Source organism: Nakamurella antarctica, from assembly GCF_003860405.1.
Taxonomy (GTDB): Bacteria; Actinomycetota; Actinomycetes; order Mycobacteriales; family Nakamurellaceae; genus Nakamurella; species Nakamurella antarctica.
Window position 1 is genome coordinate 3,061,312 of the sequence record NZ_CP034170.1, and the last position, 17,433, is coordinate 3,078,744.

18 protein-coding genes are annotated in these 17,433 nt (G+C 63.4%); 8 read left to right on the top strand and 10 right to left on the bottom strand.

The features are described 5' to 3' along the window. Positions 1-75: 75 nt before the first annotated feature. Genes pgm through coaA form a run of 3 tightly spaced genes read right to left on the bottom strand, consistent with a single transcriptional unit; the run spans position 76 to position 3,563 of the window. Complete coding sequence (gene pgm / locus EH165_RS13750) at positions 76-1,713, bottom strand: phosphoglucomutase (alpha-D-glucose-1,6-bisphosphate-dependent) (RefSeq protein ID WP_124799951.1); 1,638 nt, start codon at positions 1,711-1,713, stop codon at positions 76-78. Between the two features lie 48 nt (positions 1,714-1,761). Next, positions 1,762-2,586 carry an aminodeoxychorismate lyase gene (locus EH165_RS13755; protein ID WP_239020796.1) on the bottom strand — a complete coding sequence of 275 codons (825 nt, stop codon included), beginning with the start codon at positions 2,584-2,586 and terminating at the stop codon, positions 1,762-1,764. Beyond that, complete coding sequence (gene coaA / locus EH165_RS13760) at positions 2,586-3,563, bottom strand: type I pantothenate kinase (protein ID WP_206425977.1); 978 nt, start codon at positions 3,561-3,563, stop codon at positions 2,586-2,588. Before coaA ends, EH165_RS13755 begins: the two co-directional genes overlap by 1 nt. 102 nt (positions 3,564-3,665) lie before the next feature. On the opposite strand from coaA, the gene ygfZ reads away from it, so the two are divergent. The 5 genes from ygfZ (at position 3,666) to EH165_RS13785 (ending at position 7,832) form a co-directional block, all read left to right on the top strand. Then, a complete protein-coding gene (gene ygfZ, locus EH165_RS13765; RefSeq protein ID WP_124799954.1) occupies positions 3,666-4,754 on the top strand; it encodes a CAF17-like 4Fe-4S cluster assembly/insertion protein YgfZ in 1,089 nt (362 codons plus the stop codon). 76 nt (positions 4,755-4,830) lie between these two features. After that, the gene (locus EH165_RS13770; RefSeq protein WP_124799955.1) at positions 4,831-5,781 is read left to right on the top strand and encodes a threonine ammonia-lyase; all 951 of its coding nucleotides are present in this window, start codon (positions 4,831-4,833) and stop codon (positions 5,779-5,781) included. 77 nt (positions 5,782-5,858) lie between these two features. Then, positions 5,859-6,422: a 3-keto-5-aminohexanoate cleavage protein gene (locus EH165_RS13775; RefSeq protein ID WP_206425978.1), complete on the top strand. Its 564-nt coding sequence runs from the start codon at positions 5,859-5,861 to the stop codon at positions 6,420-6,422. After that, positions 6,419-7,438 (top strand): asparaginase, encoded by a 1,020-nt coding sequence (locus EH165_RS13780; RefSeq protein ID WP_124799957.1) that lies wholly within the window; start codon positions 6,419-6,421, stop codon positions 7,436-7,438. Before EH165_RS13775 ends, EH165_RS13780 begins: the two co-directional genes overlap by 4 nt. Before the next feature lie 202 nt (positions 7,439-7,640). Continuing rightward, positions 7,641-7,832, top strand: coding sequence for a DUF3073 domain-containing protein (locus tag EH165_RS13785; protein WP_124799958.1), 192 nt, complete (start codon positions 7,641-7,643; stop codon positions 7,830-7,832). A 166-nt stretch (positions 7,833-7,998) separates the two neighbouring features. On the opposite strand, the gene EH165_RS13790 is transcribed toward EH165_RS13785, so the two are convergent. From EH165_RS13790 to EH165_RS13805, 4 genes are all read right to left on the bottom strand, one after another. Then, positions 7,999-8,211, bottom strand: a complete 213-nt coding sequence (locus tag EH165_RS13790) for a hypothetical protein (protein ID WP_124799959.1) — start codon at positions 8,209-8,211, stop codon at positions 7,999-8,001. A gap of 133 nt (positions 8,212-8,344) precedes the next feature. After that, a complete protein-coding gene (purM, locus tag EH165_RS13795; RefSeq protein ID WP_124799960.1) occupies positions 8,345-9,448 on the bottom strand; it encodes a phosphoribosylformylglycinamidine cyclo-ligase in 1,104 nt (367 codons plus the stop codon). Next, entirely contained in the window at positions 9,445-11,037 is a 1,593-nt protein-coding gene (purF, locus tag EH165_RS13800; protein ID WP_124799961.1) for an amidophosphoribosyltransferase, read from the bottom strand. Before purF ends, purM begins: the two co-directional genes overlap by 4 nt. Before the next feature lie 126 nt (positions 11,038-11,163). Then, positions 11,164-11,583, bottom strand: coding sequence for a sterol carrier family protein (locus tag EH165_RS13805; RefSeq protein WP_206425979.1), 420 nt, complete (start codon positions 11,581-11,583; stop codon positions 11,164-11,166). Between the two features lie 237 nt (positions 11,584-11,820). On the opposite strand from EH165_RS13805, the gene EH165_RS13810 reads away from it, so the two are divergent. Both EH165_RS13810 and EH165_RS13815 read left to right on the top strand, forming a co-directional pair. Beyond that, positions 11,821-12,408: a hypothetical protein gene (locus tag EH165_RS13810; RefSeq protein ID WP_124799962.1), complete on the top strand. Its 588-nt coding sequence runs from the start codon at positions 11,821-11,823 to the stop codon at positions 12,406-12,408. A gap of 88 nt (positions 12,409-12,496) precedes the next feature. After that, positions 12,497-13,120 carry an alpha/beta fold hydrolase gene (locus tag EH165_RS13815; protein ID WP_206425980.1) on the top strand — a complete coding sequence of 208 codons (624 nt, stop codon included), beginning with the start codon at positions 12,497-12,499 and terminating at the stop codon, positions 13,118-13,120. A 133-nt stretch (positions 13,121-13,253) separates the two neighbouring features. Here EH165_RS13815 and purL read toward each other — a convergent pair whose 3' ends face one another. From purL to purS, 3 genes are read right to left on the bottom strand one after another with little or no spacing between them, the layout of a single operon-like run. Continuing rightward, entirely contained in the window at positions 13,254-15,539 is a 2,286-nt protein-coding gene (gene purL, locus EH165_RS13820; protein WP_124800535.1) for a phosphoribosylformylglycinamidine synthase subunit PurL, read from the bottom strand. 51 nt (positions 15,540-15,590) lie between these two features. Further along, positions 15,591-16,316 (bottom strand): phosphoribosylformylglycinamidine synthase subunit PurQ, encoded by a 726-nt coding sequence (gene purQ / locus EH165_RS13825; protein WP_239020594.1) that lies wholly within the window; start codon positions 16,314-16,316, stop codon positions 15,591-15,593. Next, positions 16,313-16,567 (bottom strand): phosphoribosylformylglycinamidine synthase subunit PurS, encoded by a 255-nt coding sequence (gene purS / locus EH165_RS13830; RefSeq protein ID WP_124799963.1) that lies wholly within the window; start codon positions 16,565-16,567, stop codon positions 16,313-16,315. The genes purQ and purS overlap by 4 nt, the downstream gene beginning before the upstream one ends. Positions 16,568-16,780: 213 nt before the next feature. Between purS and EH165_RS13835 the strand changes: the two genes are divergently transcribed. Further along, the gene (locus EH165_RS13835; RefSeq protein WP_124799964.1) at positions 16,781-17,413 is read left to right on the top strand and encodes an MBL fold metallo-hydrolase; all 633 of its coding nucleotides are present in this window, start codon (positions 16,781-16,783) and stop codon (positions 17,411-17,413) included. Positions 17,414-17,433 lie beyond the last annotated feature (20 nt).

The window sequence follows — 17,433 nt, forward strand, 5'->3', positions numbered from 1 at the left end:
CCAGCAGTTGGAACCGCGCCTAAGCGGTGGTGATCGACGGGTACGCGATCTGAGATCCGTTCGCCAGAAGCACTTTTAGTCCCCCAGCGCCGCCGCGACCACCACGCGCGCCTCAGCTTGCACCTGCGCCAGATGCTCCGGTCCCTTGAAGGACTCCGCGTAGATTTTGTACACGTCTTCGGTGCCGGATGGCCTGGCCGCGAACCACGCGTTCTCCGTGACGACCTTGAGGCCCCCGATAGCTGCGCCGTTACCGGGCGCGGTCACAAGCCGGGCAGTAATCTTCTCCCCCGCCAGTTCATCTGCCGTGACGTCCTCAGGAGCCAGTTTCGCCAGCTTGGCTTTCTGCGCAGTGGAAGCGGCAGCATCGACGCGCGCATAGGCGGGATCACCGTGCACCGCGACCAGCTCCGCGTATAGCTGCGACGGTGACTTCCCAGTCACCGCAAGCATTTCCGAGGCCAGGAGTGCAAGCACAATGCCGTCCTTGTCCGTCGTCCAGACGGTGCCGCGCTTGCGCAGGAAAGACGCGCCCGCCGACTCCTCACCGCCGAAGCCGATGGAGCCATCCAACAGGCCGGGGACGAACCACTTGAAGCCCACCGGCACCTCGTCCAGCCGGCGACCGAGGTCGCTGGCCACCCGGTCAATCATCGATGACGACACCAGCGTCTTCCCGATTCCGGCGGCAACCGGCCAATTCGGGCGATTGCGGAACAGATAATTGATAGCCACCGCGAGATAGTGGTTCGGGTTCATCAACCCACCGTCCGGCGTGACGATGCCATGCCGGTCGGCATCGGTATCGTTACCGGTCGCAATCTGAAACTCGTTGCGGCGAGCGACTAATGAAGCCATGGCCGAAGGCGAGGAGCAGTCCATCCGGATCTTGCCATCCCAGTCCAGCGTCATGAATTTGAAGGTTGGATCCACCTCAGCATTAACGACGGTGAGGTCGAGATCCAGTCTTTCCGCCATCACCCCCCAGTAGCCCACAGAGGCTCCGCCGAGGGGGTCGGCTCCAATTCTGATTCCAGCATCGCGAATCGCATCGAGGTTGAGGACGTTGTCTAGGTCGCCGACGTAGGCCGCGGTGAAGTCGTAGTAGCCAGTGGAGTCGGCATTCTTCGCTTCCTCATACGACATCCGTTTCACCGCAGACAGTCCGCCTTCAATAATGGCGTTGGCTCGGCCCGCGATCCAGGACGTTGCATCCGTATCGGCGGGACCACCGTTCGGCGGGTTGTACTTGAAACCGCCGTCACGCGGGGGGTTGTGGGACGGAGTCACGACAATGCCGTCAGCGAACCCGGAGGTGGCGCCCCGGTTAGCTTTCAAAATGGCGTGCGAGACCGCTGGTGTCGGGGTGTAGCCGTCGTTAACATCCAGCAGCACGGTCACGCCATTGGCGGCCAGCACCTCCAACGCGGTCTGCGTGGCCGGAGCGCTCAGGGCGTGCGAGTCCGCCCCCATAAACAGGGGTCCGTCATACCCTTGGCCCGCTCGGTACTCGCAAATCGCCTGGGTAATTGCGAGGATGTGGTCGCGATTAAAAGCGCCATCGAGTGAGGAGCCGCGGTGGCCCGACGTGCCAAAAATGACGCGTTGTTCGGCACTGGCGGGGTCGGGGTGAATGTCATAGAAAGCGCCGACAACGGCGTCGACATTTATCAGATCTTCGGGGTGCGGCAACTGTCCGGCGCGAGGGTCCATGGATGCATTCAACCTGACGAAGATGAACAGTGGAGCACGGGCGGCTGATTAGTTTTGCCGGAGCAGACCCAGAAGCCGGTCGTGGTCCGAAGAGATTCGGATCTTGCCGGAGTCGATGCTGGTGACGGGCGCGAGAAGACGCACACTGGACACCAGCCACACGCCGTCGGCGGCGATCAGGTCGGTGCGGGTCAAGGGCGATTCTTCGGTGGTCCACCCGTCGAGCGCGGCGTGATGGAACAACCGCCGCACCGTGATCGAGGGCAAAATCCCGTCCTCCGGCGGTGTGATGAGGGTGTCGCCGCGGGCCACCACCACTGCGGCGGTGGCGCCCTCCAGCACGTGGCCATCCGTGCCGACGAAGAGGGCGTCGTCAGCGCCGTGCGCGCGCGCGTACCGCAGAGCCGACATGTTCACGGCGTAGGAGATTGACTTCACACCCGTTAACAGCCACGGCAATGTTGCCGCCGCGGCGCCCGAATGGCCCCTGTCAAGGGTCAGCACACTGATCCCCTCCCGCTGCTGCCGGATCTTTTCCGGCACCTGCGTTCCAGTGACGAAACAGGTGGGCTGCGCGCCGGTCTCGGACCCGCGCGTTGCTGTCAATCGCAACACCATCTCGGCGGGTTCGCGCCAAGCGGTGAGAACAGCATCAATGCCGCGGTGCCACGCCGCAATCGGCGGCGTCGTCATATCGCTCAAGTGCGCCGAAACCTGCAGCCGAGCAAGGTGTTCAGACAGATCGCGCACCTGCCCGGACACCACCAGCAACGTTTCGAAAACGCCCTCGCCGCGCAACACACCGAGATCGTCTACGCGGATCAGCGGCGAGTTCGGGTCGTGGAGATTACCGTCGAGGGTCGCGAGCAGCATCACAACTTACGCAACCTGATCCGGTTCACCGAGTGGTTCGAACCCTTGCGGAGCACCAGGTTCGCCCGGCCCCGGGTGGGTCGGATGTTGTTGATCAGGTTGGGTTCATTGATAGAACCCCAAATGCCGGTGGCGAACTCGACTGCCTGCTCGTCGGTGAGCGAGGCGAATTGATGAAAGAAGGCACCCGGCTCGGCAAAGGCTGACTTACGCAGTTTCAAGAACCGCTCGACGAACCACTGCTGGATATCGCTGCCTTTCGCGTCCACGTAAATGGAGAAGTCGAAAAAGTCGCTCAATGCCAACGCACTGTTGCTGTCTTCGCCAAGTCGCGCGGGCTGCAGCACGTTGAGGCCCTCGACAATCAGCACATCCGGCCGGTGGACGACAATCTCATCGCCGGGGAGAATGTCGTACTTGACGTGGTCATACCGGGGCACCCGCACTTCGTTAACCCCGGATTTGACGTCGGCGACGAATTTGATCAGCGCCCGACGGTCATAGGATTCCGGGAAACCCTTGCGCTGCATCAGACCTTTGCGCTGAAGGACGTGGTTTGGGTAAAGGAAGCCGTCAGTGGTGACGAGCTCCACCCTGGGGGTATCCGGCCAGCGGCACAACAGTTCTTTCAGAACGCGTGCGGTGGTGGACTTCCCGACCGCCACCGACCCGGCCACGCCAATGATGAACGGCGTCCGTTGCTGCTTTTCCCGCAAAAACGATGACGTGACCCGGTGCAACTGTCCCGTACCCCCGACGTACAGGTTGAGCAACCTGGACAGCGGCAGGTAAATGTTCTGCACCTCTTCAAGGTCAATCGGGTCGCCGAGCCCGGACAACCGGTGGATCTCCTCGGCGGTCAGCGGCATCGGCGTTGATTCGGCGAGCTCACTCCACTCGCCACGGGTGAACTCCACCCAGGGGCTACCTGCCGGATGGCCGAGCAGGACGGGCGGGACAGCGGTGTCACCTGGCATGGAGACGATTCTGCTCTTACCGCCGCGAAGCTCTCGCATTGAGGTGCTGTGAGGTCGGACGCAAACACCGGGCGACACGGTCGTCGGCCTACCATCGAAGGTATGACGACTCACACCTCTGCCCTGCTCACGCTGCCCGGAGCCGTTGCGGCCTCTGGCGTAGATGGCGGCGTCGCCTGGCACTATGGTGACCCGACGGTCGAGCAACGGCGCGCCGAACAGGGCGTTGGCCTGGTTGATCGGGACCAGCGCGGTGTGATCACCGTCATCGGCGCGGATCGGCACGACTGGCTGAACAAGCTCACGAGCCAATTGCTGCTGCCGCTGGCCGACGGCACCACCACGCAAGCATTGGTGCTGACCCCGCAAGGTCACGTCGAATACCACTTCGGCGTCACCGAGGTCGGCGACACGACCTACCTGGATACAGACGCGGGGACTGACGAGGGCCTGAGCAAATACCTGCAGATGATGAAGTTCTGGTCCGATGTCGAGGTCACGGTTCGCAGCAACGACTTTCAGCAGCTGAGCCTGATCGGGCCTCGGGCATCTGAGGTTGGCGCCCGTCTCGGGCTTGGCCAGGTGGAGGCCGGGTGCGCCGTACCGCTACCCGAAGGTGGATTTTTACGTGCCACCGACACTGGCTTGGACTTCGTAGTGCCCCACGACCGGGCCTTGACGCTGGCTCAGCAGTTGATCGCCGGCGGCGCGACCCCCGTGGGAACCTGGGCGGACGACGCCTTGCGGATACCGACGAGGCGGGTCCGCACCGGAGTTGACACTGACGACCGCACCATCCCCCACGAGGTGGGCCTCCTCGGCGTCGCCGTCCACATGAACAAGGGCTGCTACCGCGGTCAGGAGACGGTAGCTCGCGTCGCGAACCTTGGCCGCCCACCCCGGCGCCTAGTGATGCTGAACCTCGATGGCACTCAGGACGTACTGCCCAACCCCGGTGACGACATCCTCACCGACCAGGGACGGGTGGTGGGCCGCGTCGGCACAGTCGCCATCCACTACGAGGACGGCCCCATCGCCTTGGCGCTCGTCAAACGGAATATTGGTCCCGAAACCCCGCTGCTCGCGGGCGGTGTCGATGCTCGGATTGACCCGGCGGATGTAGCTCCGGAGAATGCCGCACCCGCCTCAGCGATTGACCGAGCGACCTTCACCAAAATTCGACCGCGGTAACTCTGCATTACCCCGCCGCGCTGTGCTGATGTTTGCCTCACCCACTTACTGTCAGATATTTCGAAGGAGCCCACAGATGCCCGAACTTGTGACCCTGGAATCCATCCAGCAGGCCGCTACCGAAATCCAGGGCATAGCGGTGCGCACCCCGTTGTTGCCGTCGCCGTGGCCAGATCTGTGGTTGAAGCCCGAAACATTGCAGCCTGTCGGTGCTTTCAAGATTCGCGGCGCAGTGACTGCGATGTCTCGATTAACCCCGGAGGTACGGGCGCAGGGGATCCTCGCGCACTCCTCTGGTAACCATGCCCAGGCGGTTGCCTACGCCGCCAAAGTTTTCGGCATCGACGCCCACATAGTGGTCCCCGATAACGCACCAGTTCGAAAGATCGAAGCCACGCGCGCTTTGGGCGCAACGGTCGAGCTGGTTCCATTGACCGAGCGCTTCAGCCGACCCGCAGAACTGGCCGCCAGCACCGGCAAGGCCATGATCGCGCCCTTCGACGACGCCAACGTGATCGCAGGCCAAGGGACCATCGGCTTGGAGATCGCCGAGGACCTTCCAGACGTAGATGTCGTACTGGTGCCCGTGTCCGGCGGCGGGCTTATCTCCGGGATTGCCGCGGCGATCACTGCGTTACTTCCGAACGCGAAAGTTATCGGGGTGGAACCAGAATTAGCTGGCGACGCGGCTGCATCATTCCGCAGCGGGAGCCGCCAGGAGTGGTCACCGCACGACACCGCCCGCACCATCGCTGACGGACTCCGCACGTTTGCTGTAGGACACCTCCCCTGGGAACATATCCGCACCCAGGTGCACGACATCATCACCGTGACCGAGGACGAAATCGCTGAAGCCACTCAGCGGCTGCTGTTGGATGCCAGAATGCTTGCAGAACCGTCGGGGGCGGTCGCGACGGCCGCGTTTCTCTTCCACCGCTCCGAACTGCCGCCAGGAAAAACTGTGGCGATCGTTTCTGGCGGCAATATCGACCCCGCCGTGTTGAAATCCCTTGTTGCGCAGATTTAATGGCAGTGTCTCCGACTCCTCCACCCCCCCTCCCGGGGACGCTCATCACCCTGGCTCCGGCACCAATGGAATTGCCGATGCTGCTGCGGGTCGCTCTCGATGCTCAGCAGATAGGGGTTACGCGCTTCGAATTGTCCTGGCAACAAACAGATCTGGCGCAAGCGGTGGAGATGTTGCGCGCCGAAACGCAGGTAATTCTGACCGCGCCCGGCACCTCGCCGCTTGCGTCCATGGTCGATCTAGTCTGGCGGGACAGGTCCGTGACTGCGGATCTGCCGGGAATGGCGCCGAAGGAATTCTGCCCACCCGGCTCGAACCGGGTTCACCTGCTCGAGTTCCACCTGCATGCCACCGACGTCCTCGGCGAGATACCCTCCCAGGTAGGGCTTATCGCCGCCGGATCGCAGCTGCCGATCTCAGTAAGTAGCGATGGACCAACCGCCATGCTCGCCATGATGGCTGCGCTTTCCGGCGGCTGTCACCTCCGGGTCGGTACCGCGGACTCCGGCGGCGGGCCGCGGGAGAACGTGGCCCTGGCCGCTAAAGCGGTCGGATTTGCCAAACTCGGCGGGCGCCCACCGCTGACCAGTGCCGAGGCCCGCGTTCAGCTCGGCCTGGCGCCTGGCAAGATCGATGCGTGACTACTCCATCATCAGACGGCACTACTCCCGACGAAACCGCTCAGAACTCTACGGACTCTGTCAGCGCCGCACCGGTTGAACTGGTCCGCGTAATCCGGTCCGGGTTCCACGAATGCAGCCATTACGGCGCCATCGTCGTCACCGACGCGGATGGAACGGTGCTGCACTCCCGCGGGGATGTCACGACGCCGGTCTTCCCCCGGTCGTCGAACAAACCTTTCCAATCACTCGCCATGTTGGCTGCAGGCGCGGGTCTGCGCGACGCGGATCTCGCTCTGGCGTCCGCGTCCCATTCCGGCGAAGCCGCACACACCGACCGCGTCCACGCGATGCTGGCCGCGGTGGGTCTGTCCGAGGCCGACTTGCGTTGCCCAGTAGCGCTTCCCCTCAACGAAGCCACCCGGAATGACGTCATCCGCGCCGGTGGATCCGCGCAGCGGGTGTACATGAATTGCTCAGGCAAGCACGCGGGCATGCTCGCTGCGTGCGTCGCTGCCGGGTGGGACCTAGAGAGCTACCTGGACCCCGCACACCCGCTGCAAAAGGCCATCTTCGAACAGGTCGCGAAGATGTCCGGCGAAACCCCCACCGCCACCGGCATCGACGGCTGTGGAGCTCCCCTGTACGCGATCTCGCTGACTGGGCTGGCTCGCGCGTTCGGCAGGATGACGAGCGCGGCCGTCGGCACCCCCGAGCGCACTGTTGCCGATGCGATGCGCGCATACCCCGACATGGTCGGCGGGACCGGGCGTGACGACACCCTGCTGATGGCTGGAATCCCCGGACTTCTCGTCAAAGGTGGGGCCGAGGGCGTCCACACGGCGGCGCTCGCGGACGGTCGTGGCGTCGCAGTAAAAATCCAGGATGGCGGCGACCGAGCCCGGATGCCAGCTCTTGTCGCAGGCCTGCGATATCTGGGCGTCACGGGCGATGTGCTGGACCAGCTCGGCACCGGAACGATTCTCGGCGGCGGTATTCCTGTTGGAACTGTGGCGCTGGCTCCAGACGTGTTCTAGCGCTGCCGCCGATGTTCCCCCTCCCCCAGTGGGCGCCGCCGCCATCATTGTGGGCTGGCTCACTCGCGGCAAACACTCCGACTGCGTGATGTGGCTACGAGTAGCCACGGCGACCCTGTACGATCAAACTTACGATTGATCAACACTGTCGGAGCCGCCGCTAGTCGGCCGCTCCGCTTCTCTGCGTAAGGGGGTCCGCCAGATGGGGCGAGGCCGTCAGAAGGCGAAGCAGACCAAAGTGGCACGGGATCTGAAGTACAACACCCATGACATTGACGTCACCGCCTTACAACGCGAATTGTCCTCACGGCCGGGTTCAGCCCCGCCGAAGGATAGCGATCCCGATGAGGGATTCGAAGACCAGTATCAGGACGTCTACCACGCCGGCCGTTGAATTCGGTCGGGGTCACAGCAACTCAGTGACCTCGACGTCAGCTAATCGGTTATTGGTGTGTGAACGCGTGCAGGCAGCTCGGCTACTCCCACGAAAGTGGGTAGTCGGGAGCCTGTGCGGCGTCCAACAATAGGTGGATGCGTCTCGCGTTCAGCTTCCGCAGCATTCAGTCGCTGCTGCCTTCGAAGCTTGCTCCGCAGCCACTGCTTCCCTCGAAGCTTCCTCCGCAGCCACTGCTGCCTTCGACGTGGGAATGACTCTCGAAGCTTCCAGAACTCCCCTCGTCGACCTGCTTCGAACGAGCCTTCGGCCGCTTCCACGTCAAAGCCGCAAGCCCTGAAATTGCAGCGATCATCACCGCCGCTCCCCAACCGTTCATGAGGCTCCTTCGCCGCGAGTAGTGGGTTCGGCCCCGGAGCGTTGAGGACGCGGGAACCGGGCCATCGGGTCCACCCGCAAAAGATCGGACACCAGGGGTGGTCAGAAGCGGGGGTGGTCAGAAGCGGGGGTGGTCAGAAGCGGGGGTGGTCACCCTCGAGAAATGCCCGCACATCTGCGTCCCCGGTCTGGTCCGCAGTCTCGATCGATCCCAGTACCCAAGACGGCACGTGCCGCGCGGTCAGGATCGCTTGGGCACGGTCAACGTCATCCGGCGCCACTACGGCCACCATTCCAACCCCCATATTGAACGCCGTCTCCATTTCGGGGCGTTCGACGCGACCATGGGAGGAAACGAAACCGAAAACTGGCGGAGGCGTCCATGTACGACGATCTAACCTCGCGACGAGACCCTTGGGGATGACCCGCGCCAGGTTGTTGGCTAGGCCGCCGCCGGTGATGTGCGCGTAGGCGTGCACCTCCGTGTCGCGAGCGAGCGCCAAACAATCCAGAGCATAAATCCGGGTAGGCTCCAGCAATTCCTCGCCCAGGGTACGGCCGAATTCCTCGACATACCCTTCAAGCGACAGACGGGCAATCTCTAGGAGCACGTGCCGCACCATGGAGTATCCGTTGGAATGCACTCCGGATGCGGCCATCGCGATTACGACGTCACCGGGGCGCACGCGATCGGGCCCCAGGATGGCGTCGGCCTCGACAATGCCCACCGCGGTCGCAGCGAGATCATAATCATTTGCCTGCATGAGACCGGGGTGCTCGGCGGTTTCGCCGCCGACCAAGGCGCATCCAGAGCGGACGCACCCTTCGGCGATCCCGGAGACGATGGAGGCGATGCGCTGCGGATTCAGCGACCCGCAGGCTATGTAGTCCTGTAGAAACAGGGGCTCGGCGCCGCAGGCCACCAGATCGTCGACCACCATGGCGACGAGATCGATCCCGATCGTGTCGTGGATGTCCATGGCCTGCGCGATGGCGGACTTCGTGCCTACGCCATCGGATGACGATGCCAGTACGGGCTCGCGATACTTGCCAACAGGCAACTTGTACAACGATGCAAATCCCCCGATACCGCCGAGAACCTCTGGGCGCTTTGTCCTTTCGGTAAAAGGTTTCATCAGCTCGACGGCAGATTCACCGGCTTCGATGGACACTCCGGCGCCTGCGTAGGTCGCTCCGGTGCTAATGGGATGGTTCTGAATTGGCTGCTGTGAATTCATGGTCTGGTTAAGGCGTCCTCGGCGCCGTAGGCAGCGGCATGCATGGGGGCGGCATCGCCAGCGACTCCGCGAGCGATCCCCTCCAGCACGTGCTTGCCCGCTTGGTCGGGGATGGGAATGGGGTACTCGCCGGTGAAACAGGCTGTGCAGAGACGATTTTTGGGCTGCTCGCTGGCCGCGATGAGACCGTCCAACGAAACGTATCCGAGCGTGTCAGCGCCAATGAACGCGCGCACGGACTCGATCGCGGACTCATCGGGGCTTGCGTTCGCGATCAACTCGGTGCGAGAAGCGAAGTCAATGCCGTAGAAGCAGGGCCACCGCACGGGCGGGGCCGCGATCCGCACATGAACTTCGAGTGCGCCTGATTCACGGAGCATCCGCACAAGAGCGCGCTGCGTATTTCCACGGACAATCGAATCATCAACCACCACAAGGCGTTTGCCGCGGATCACATCGCGTAGCGGATTCAACTTCAACCGAATTCCCAGCTGACGGATGGTCTGCGAGGGCTGAATGAAGGTCCGTCCGACATAGGCGTTTTTGACAAGGCCCTGGCCGTACGGGATGCCCGACTGCTGGGCGTAACCAATAGCCGCGGGCGTACCGGACTCCGGGGTGGGGATCACGAGATCCGCCTCGGCCGGCGCCTCAATTGCGAGCCTGCGGCCCACGTCGACCCGAGTCGCATTGACACCGCGACCAGCGATGGTCGTGTCCGGGCGGGCGAGATAGGCGTATTCGAACAAGCAGCCTTTGGGGTCCGGGGTAGCGAATCGTTCGCTACGCAATCCGTCGGCGTCGATGGCGAGGAACTCGCCGGGCTCGACCTCTCTTACGAAAGATGCGCCCACAATATCCAAAGCCGCCGTTTCGGAGGCGACGACCCAACCGCGATCCAACCGGCCCAACACCAAGGGGTGGATGCCCTGCGGGTCGCGGGCTGCGTACAGGGTGTGCTCGTCACAGAACACAAGGCAGAAGGCGCCCTTGAGCGTCGGGAACAGCTCCATGGCCGCGGCCTGAATACTGGAGTCCGCGCTGCGAGCAGCGAGAAGTCTGGTGACGATATCGGAGTCGGTGGTAATCCCGCGGCGCTTGCCCGGGAAGGCGTCGGCCTGGGCCGACAGCTCTGCGGTGTTGACCAGGTTGCCGTTGTGACCGAGGGCGATTCCGCTGCCCACGGCGGTGGTGGCGAACGTGGGCTGCGCGTTCTCCCAGTTGTTGCCGCCGGTCGTCGAATATCGGCAATGCCCGACAGCGATATGGCCGTTGAGAGAAGACAAGGTCTGCTCGTCAAAGACTTGGGACACGAGGCCCAGATCTTTGAACACCACTATCTGCGACCCATCGGAAACGGCGATTCCCGCGGCCTCCTGGCCCCGGTGCTGCAGCGCATAAAGTCCGTAGTAGGCCAGCTTCGCGACTTCCTCGCCAGGTGCCCATACGCCGAACACCCCGCACTCTTCGCTGGGGCGGGGTCGACGATATCGGGATCGATCCGGATGCCTTGGGGAAGGTTCGGCTGTAGCCGGGACGTGCTGGGGGTCGGGTGCGGACCGTTTCCCACGTGATCGAGCTCCTCGCATAGCAGGGATCAACGATCCCTGACTCTAACTGGTCTCACGCCGACCTGCGGCCGCTTGTCCCGATGTACGTCTGAGCAGGCGGGTGCGGTGACCGACCTCACCAGAATCTGGCGGTTCGCGGGGTTCCTACGCTCCATCCATAGGTGGGCTCGTCATTGCTGTTGGGCTCGTCATCGCTGTTGGGCTCGTCATCGGGAAACAGCCAGCAAGGTCTGCTCGCAGGCCGCTGGCGTGAGCGCGTCCCTGCTCGACGGCCTCGTGCCAACTGAGCCGCCCAACGACCAGGTCCAGCCACGTTCCGCCGTCCATCTCGACCACGTTCGGCGGGGTTCCGCGCGTATGCCGCGGACCATCGATGGCTTGCACGGCCGCGAAGGGTGGCACGCGAATCTCAACGGTGTGCCCGGGTTGGATTTGCGCCAACCACCGCAGCGTGGTCCGGACCACCGATTGGGTCGTATTTCTATCCAGGCCGCCTGACCCCACGGCCGCCACCGCCGCCACAGCTGCGGCAAACTCGGCCTGGGTGATGGGTTTCTTGACCACGCCTGCAGCCTAGCCGCGGGCGGACAGGGCACTGTCCGGGCTGGCGCCCTCTCAGCACCGCTCGCCCGCTGTGGGCAGCCTCGGACATTACCGGCACTTTGCCTCAAATGGGTCAATTTGCCCGAATCACAGACGCGCCGGCCTCCGCAGTGCGATCCTTGCCAGACGCACTTCCTTTGCTGCGCACTCGCTCAGGTTCACCTCCATCACCAATGTCCCGAAGCTCTGAAGGTCACCATGAAACTAGCTGCACGATCAGCCCTTATCGCACTCGTCGGCATTGCCCTAGCTGCGTGCAGCACCACGGTTCCCGGCAAAGCGGGCATCAACAACGCTGACCTCGTGGCAGCGGCGGCAAATAAAGGTGAAATTCCGCAGATGACGGACCTGCCGAGTACTCAGACGCAGATTCCGGCAGCAACCGATACCCCTTCCAACCCCGAAACACCTGAATTACCCACCGATATCGCTCTTCCGACAGGCGAGTCCGGCTTCCCCACCGATCTTTCGGGGCTGCCCACTGAGGAGCTTCCCGCCAACTGGCCAGCAGAAGTAGCACTGCCTGACGGCGCAAAGGTGATCTCAGGGATGGTCGATCCGTCCATGGGGCTCGTTACGGTCTTCACCGTCCCCGCCACCACGCCGAAAGATCTGGCTGCCTATTTTGAAGGCAACCTCACTGCGGCTGGCTACGCCCCGGGGCAGAACTTCAGCTACGGCGGCGTCTATCTCGGTGAGTTCACCAAGGGCACGGTCACCGTCACCTTGACCATCACCCCAGTGGAAGCGGACAGTGCGGGCAGTATTTCAATCGCCGGCCTGTAACCCTCCGCGCCCCTGGCCGCACTCACGGTGTGCACCCTCATGGTCCACCGCCTGCCATCTGTTCGGCTATTGGGTACGAATAACGTCTGTGAACTCCCCTTCGCTGTTACCTGTCTCCGAACCTGATTCCCCTGCCGCCGTTGTACTCGTTCTGCATGGGGGCCGCGCAAATTCGATGGCCCCGGTGTCTGGCCGGAATTTGGCAGTGTTGCGGCTACGGCCCGTAGCGAGCGCCATTCGACGCGCCGGGCGGCGCGCTGGAACCCCGCTCGCGGTGTACCGGCTGCAACTCGCCGTCCGTGGGTGGAATGGCGATGGTGCAGGTGCCATATCCGACGGCAGGTGGGCGCTCGCGCAGATTAAGGCCCAGTATCCCGGCGTTCCCGTCATTTTAGTGGGCCATTCCATGGGTGGTCGGACCGCAATGCGGCTGACCGATGACCCCGCGATAGTGGGAATGGTCGGACTCGCGCCGTGGCTCGAGAGTGGTGACCCAATCGTCGCCCCCGCCGGATTTCCTCTTCGCGTCCTCCACGGCTCGAATGACAGGATTGTCCCCGAGCGCAACACGCTTCCCTACGTGGCGCGTGCTGTCGCGGCAGGCGTCCTGGTAGATCGCACGGTGTTGAGTGGCACCGCACACGGGATGCTGCGAAAGTGGTTCACGTGGCACCGCCTGACGGCTGAAGCCGTCCTGCGGTTCGCTTCCTAGACCCGGCGAGGCCCAGTTCCCGGCAAGTGCCCGATTCCGGCCAGGCACCGTTCCCGGCGGGCAGTGGCTGAGCCCCGGCTTTCGCGCAGAAACCGGGTGCCAGCGAACAATAGGCAAGAAGTTACCCGCCGAACTACCCGAACAGCGCCGGCAGGGTGCCTTCCCAAGCAGAGCGCAAATCTTCCAAGCCAAATATGCCCACACCCTGGATGTCCAGGGTCTGTCCGGCAGGGTCGTCCAACGCTGCCGGGTTGACGACTCCGATCCGCACCATCGGCTGCTTCCGCGCTTGGCACATTTCAGTGAAACGCAGCTCTTCGGTGCGCGGCACCGCCACCAGCACCCGAGCACTCGACTCGGAAAACATCTGGACGAATGCCTCGGCGACAGTAACCGCCGCACCGTTCGAATACGGCAGCACCAGGCGCGCACCGGTCTCGCCCACGATGCACATCTCCACGATCGCCTGCAGCAGGCCACCCTCGGAGAGATCGTGCGCAGCAGTGACCATGCCGTCGCGGGAGCCAGCGATCAGGATCTCTCCTAGTAGACGTTCGGCCTCGAGGTCCACCCGCGGTGGCAAGCCGCCCAAGTGCCCGTGCATGACGTTGGCCCACTCGGAACCGCCGAACTCGTCGTGGGTCTCGCCCAGCAGGATCAGAGTTTCGCCCGCTTCCTGGCCGATGCCGGTAATGGTGCGTCGACGAACGTCATCGATAACGCCGAGCACGCCGATCACGGGCGAGGGCAGGATCGCGGTGCCGCCGGTCTGGTTGTACAAGCTGACATTGCCGCCGGTGACGGGGATCCCCAGGACCGCGCAGCCGTCGGCCAACCCGTGGATCGCTTCGGAAAGCTGCCACATGACGCCCGGGTCTTCCGGCGACCCGAAGTTGAGACAGTCGGTCACGGCCTTGGGTGTGGCCCCGCCGGTGACGACGTTGCGGTAGGCCTCAGCCAGCGCCAACTGCGCGCCGTGATACGGGTCGAGCATCGTGAAGCGCGAGTTGCAGTCCGTGGCCATCGAGACGCCGAGGTGGGAGTCGTCGGAGACGCGGATCAGCCCGGAGTCGGAAGGCTGCGCCAGCACGGTGTTTCCCCGTACGTAACGGTCGTACTGGTCGGTCACCCAGGCTCGGGAACACAGGTTCGGCGACGAGATCATCGCAAACACCGTGTCGCGCAACTCTTCTAATGTCTCGGGCCGCTTCAGGGAATCCGGTGTGTTGGCCTGGAGCGCGTCTTGGAATTCAGGGCGCTGGATCGGACGGTTGTACACGGGTCCGTCATGGGCGACTGTCCGCGGGGGCACATCGACCACGACCTCGTCGTTGAAAGTGATGATGAGCCGCTGGGTGTCGGTGACTTCGCCGATGACATCGGCCTGCACCTCCCATTTCTTGCAGACCTGCAGAAACGCCTCCACCTTGTCCGGGGTGACGACAGCGCACATCCGCTCCTGGGACTCAGAGGAGAGTATTTCGGCTGGCGACATCCCGGTGGCCCGCAGCGGGACCTGGTCGAGCCAGATGTGCATGCCACCGTCTCCGGCGGCCGCGAGTTCGGAGGTGGCGCAGGACAATCCGGCCCCTCCCAGGTCTTGGATGCCCACGACCAAGTTGGCGGCAAAGATTTCGAGGGTGCACTCGATGAGCACCTTTTCGGCAAACGGGTCGCCCACCTGAACGGAGGGCAGCTTCCGACGAGAGTTGCTTCCGGCACCCGCATTTCCGTCATCGGAGAAGGTATCGGAGGCCAGCACCGAAACGCCGCCAATGCCGTCGAGGCCGGTGCGCGAGCCGTACAGGATGACCTTGTTACCGGCGCCGGACGCATGCGCGGTGTGCATGTCCGCCGAGCGAAGGACGCCGATGCAACCGGCGTTGACCAGGGGGTTGCCCGCAAAGCTGGCATCGAAGAACACTTCGCCACCAATGTTCGGCAGCCCCAACGAGTTTCCGTAGCCACCCACGCCGGACACGATGCCGGGGACGACGCGGGCGGTATCGGCGGCATCCGCCGGACCGAACCGTAATTGGTCCATCACGGCGACCGGACGTGCGCCCATGGCAAGGATGTCGCGGACAATCCCGCCCACACCCGTTGCAGCGCCTTGATAAGGCTCCACATACGACGGGTGATTGTGCGATTCGACCTTGAACGTCACCGCCCAGCCATCGCCAATGTCGACGACACCCGCATTTTCGCCAATGCCCGCCAGCATTTTCGAACGCATCTCCGGTGTGGTGGTCTTACCGAAGTAGGCCAAGTGCACCTTGGATGACTTGTAGGAGCAGTGCTCGGACCACATCACCGAGTACATCGCCAGTTCGGCGTCCGTCGGCCGACGGCCGAGGATCTCGCGGATAGCGACGTATTCGTCGTCCTTGAGGCCAAGTTCCCGGTAGGGCTGGACCATTTCCGGTGTGGCGGCGGCAGTTTCGACAGTATCAACGGCAGGCACAGGGTTTCAGACCTTCAGAAGCGAATCGATGATGGAGAAGAACATGCCGAGACCGTCGTCCGTCGGCCCGGTGAGTGGATCAATGGCGTGCTCGGGGTGCGGCATCAATGCGGCGATCCGGCCGTCGGCGGAGCAGATCCCGGCGATGTCGTTGAGCGATCCATTGGGGTTGCCTTGGCGGGGGCTCTCGCCGATGTAGCGGAACAGCACCCGGCCTTCGCCTTCGAGCTCGGCCAACGTGTCGGCGTGCGCAACGTAGCGACCCTCGGCATTTTTGAGCGGCACTAAAATCTCCGAGCCCGCTTGATAACGCGAAGTCCATACGGTATCGGTGTTTTCCACACGCAGCCACTGGTCGCGGCACTTGAACTTGAGGCCCGAGTTACGCATCACCACGCCGGGCAGCAGGCCGGCTTCGGTGAGGATTTGGAAACCGTTGCAGATGCCCAAGACGGGGAGCCCCTTGGCCGCGGCGTCGATGACGGCCCGCATGACGGTGGCATGGGCGGAGATAGCACCGGCGCGAAGGTAGTCGCCGTAGGAGAATCCCCCCGGGACGATGACGGCGTCGACGCCCTGCAAGTCGTCATCGGCGTGCCACAACGCTACGGCTTCAGCGCCGGTAAACCGGACGGCGCGGGCAGCATCGACGTCATCGAGCGTGCCCGGGAAGGTGATGACACCGATCCGAGCGCCAGCGACAGCCGAACTCATGTTTGCGGCCGAACTCATGCCGACGGCGCAGCGTCGGGAAGCCGGCGAATTTGCCATTCCTCGATGACAGGGTTGGCCAGCAACGTCGAAGCAATCTCTTCGAGTTCGGCGTCGGTGACACTGTCGTCGACTTCGAGGTCGAAGTGCTTACCCTGGCGTACCTGGGCGAATCCAGGGTGGCCGGTCCGACCGAGGGCGCCGAGAATGGCCTTGCCCTGCGGGTCGAGAATCTCGGACTTGATAACCACGACAACTTCTACGCGCGCCAAGACGAATCTCCAAAGGGCATGAGGGAGTAATCGGACGGGTTTAGCCTATCGCTTCTCGCCGTCGTTCACCCCCGGGGCAGATCAGCGGCGTCGTCACAGTGTGCAGTGGCCTCACGGCGCGAGGCGGGAAAGTGAGCCATCGATCAGCGCCCGCCCAGATTCAGGAGAGGCGCCCGCCGCGCTACCGTGGAGGGCTACGAAGGGGCTCCATCCATGAAGATCACTAAATTCGGACATTCCTGCCTGCTGGTCGAGACCGGCAATGCGCGGATCCTGACCGACCCAGGCGCGTTCTCCACCGGTTTTGGAGCCGTGGGATCGCTCGACGCCGTGCTCATCACGCATCTGCATGCGGACCACTTGGACCTGAGCCGGATATCAGCCCTGCTCGCCGCGAACCCCCTTGCTGTGATGTACGCAGACCCCGGCAGCGTTACGTCGCTGGCCGAGATTGGCATCACCGCCGCTGGGGTACATGCCGGTGACGTTCTAGAGATCGGCGACGTGACCGTGGAGGTTTTCGGCGATATCCACGCGGTGATCCACCACGACCTGCCGAACGTAGAGAACCGCGGCTACTTGATCGCAGGCCGCCTCTACCTTCCGGGAGATTCGCTGTCGGTGCCGGCTAACCCAGTCGAAATCCTCGCGCTGCCCACGATGGCGCCGTGGATGGCGGTAAAGGAATCGATCGAGTTCCTGCGAACGGTAGATCCGACAGTTGCCATCCCCATCCACGAAGCAATGCTGGCATCGACCGACATCGTGTACGGGCTCTTGCAAAAGCTGAAGCCCGCAGATACCCAGTGGCTCAACATCGACGATGGCCAGGCGGTTGAGCTCTAAAGCCCCAAGGCCACCACCCG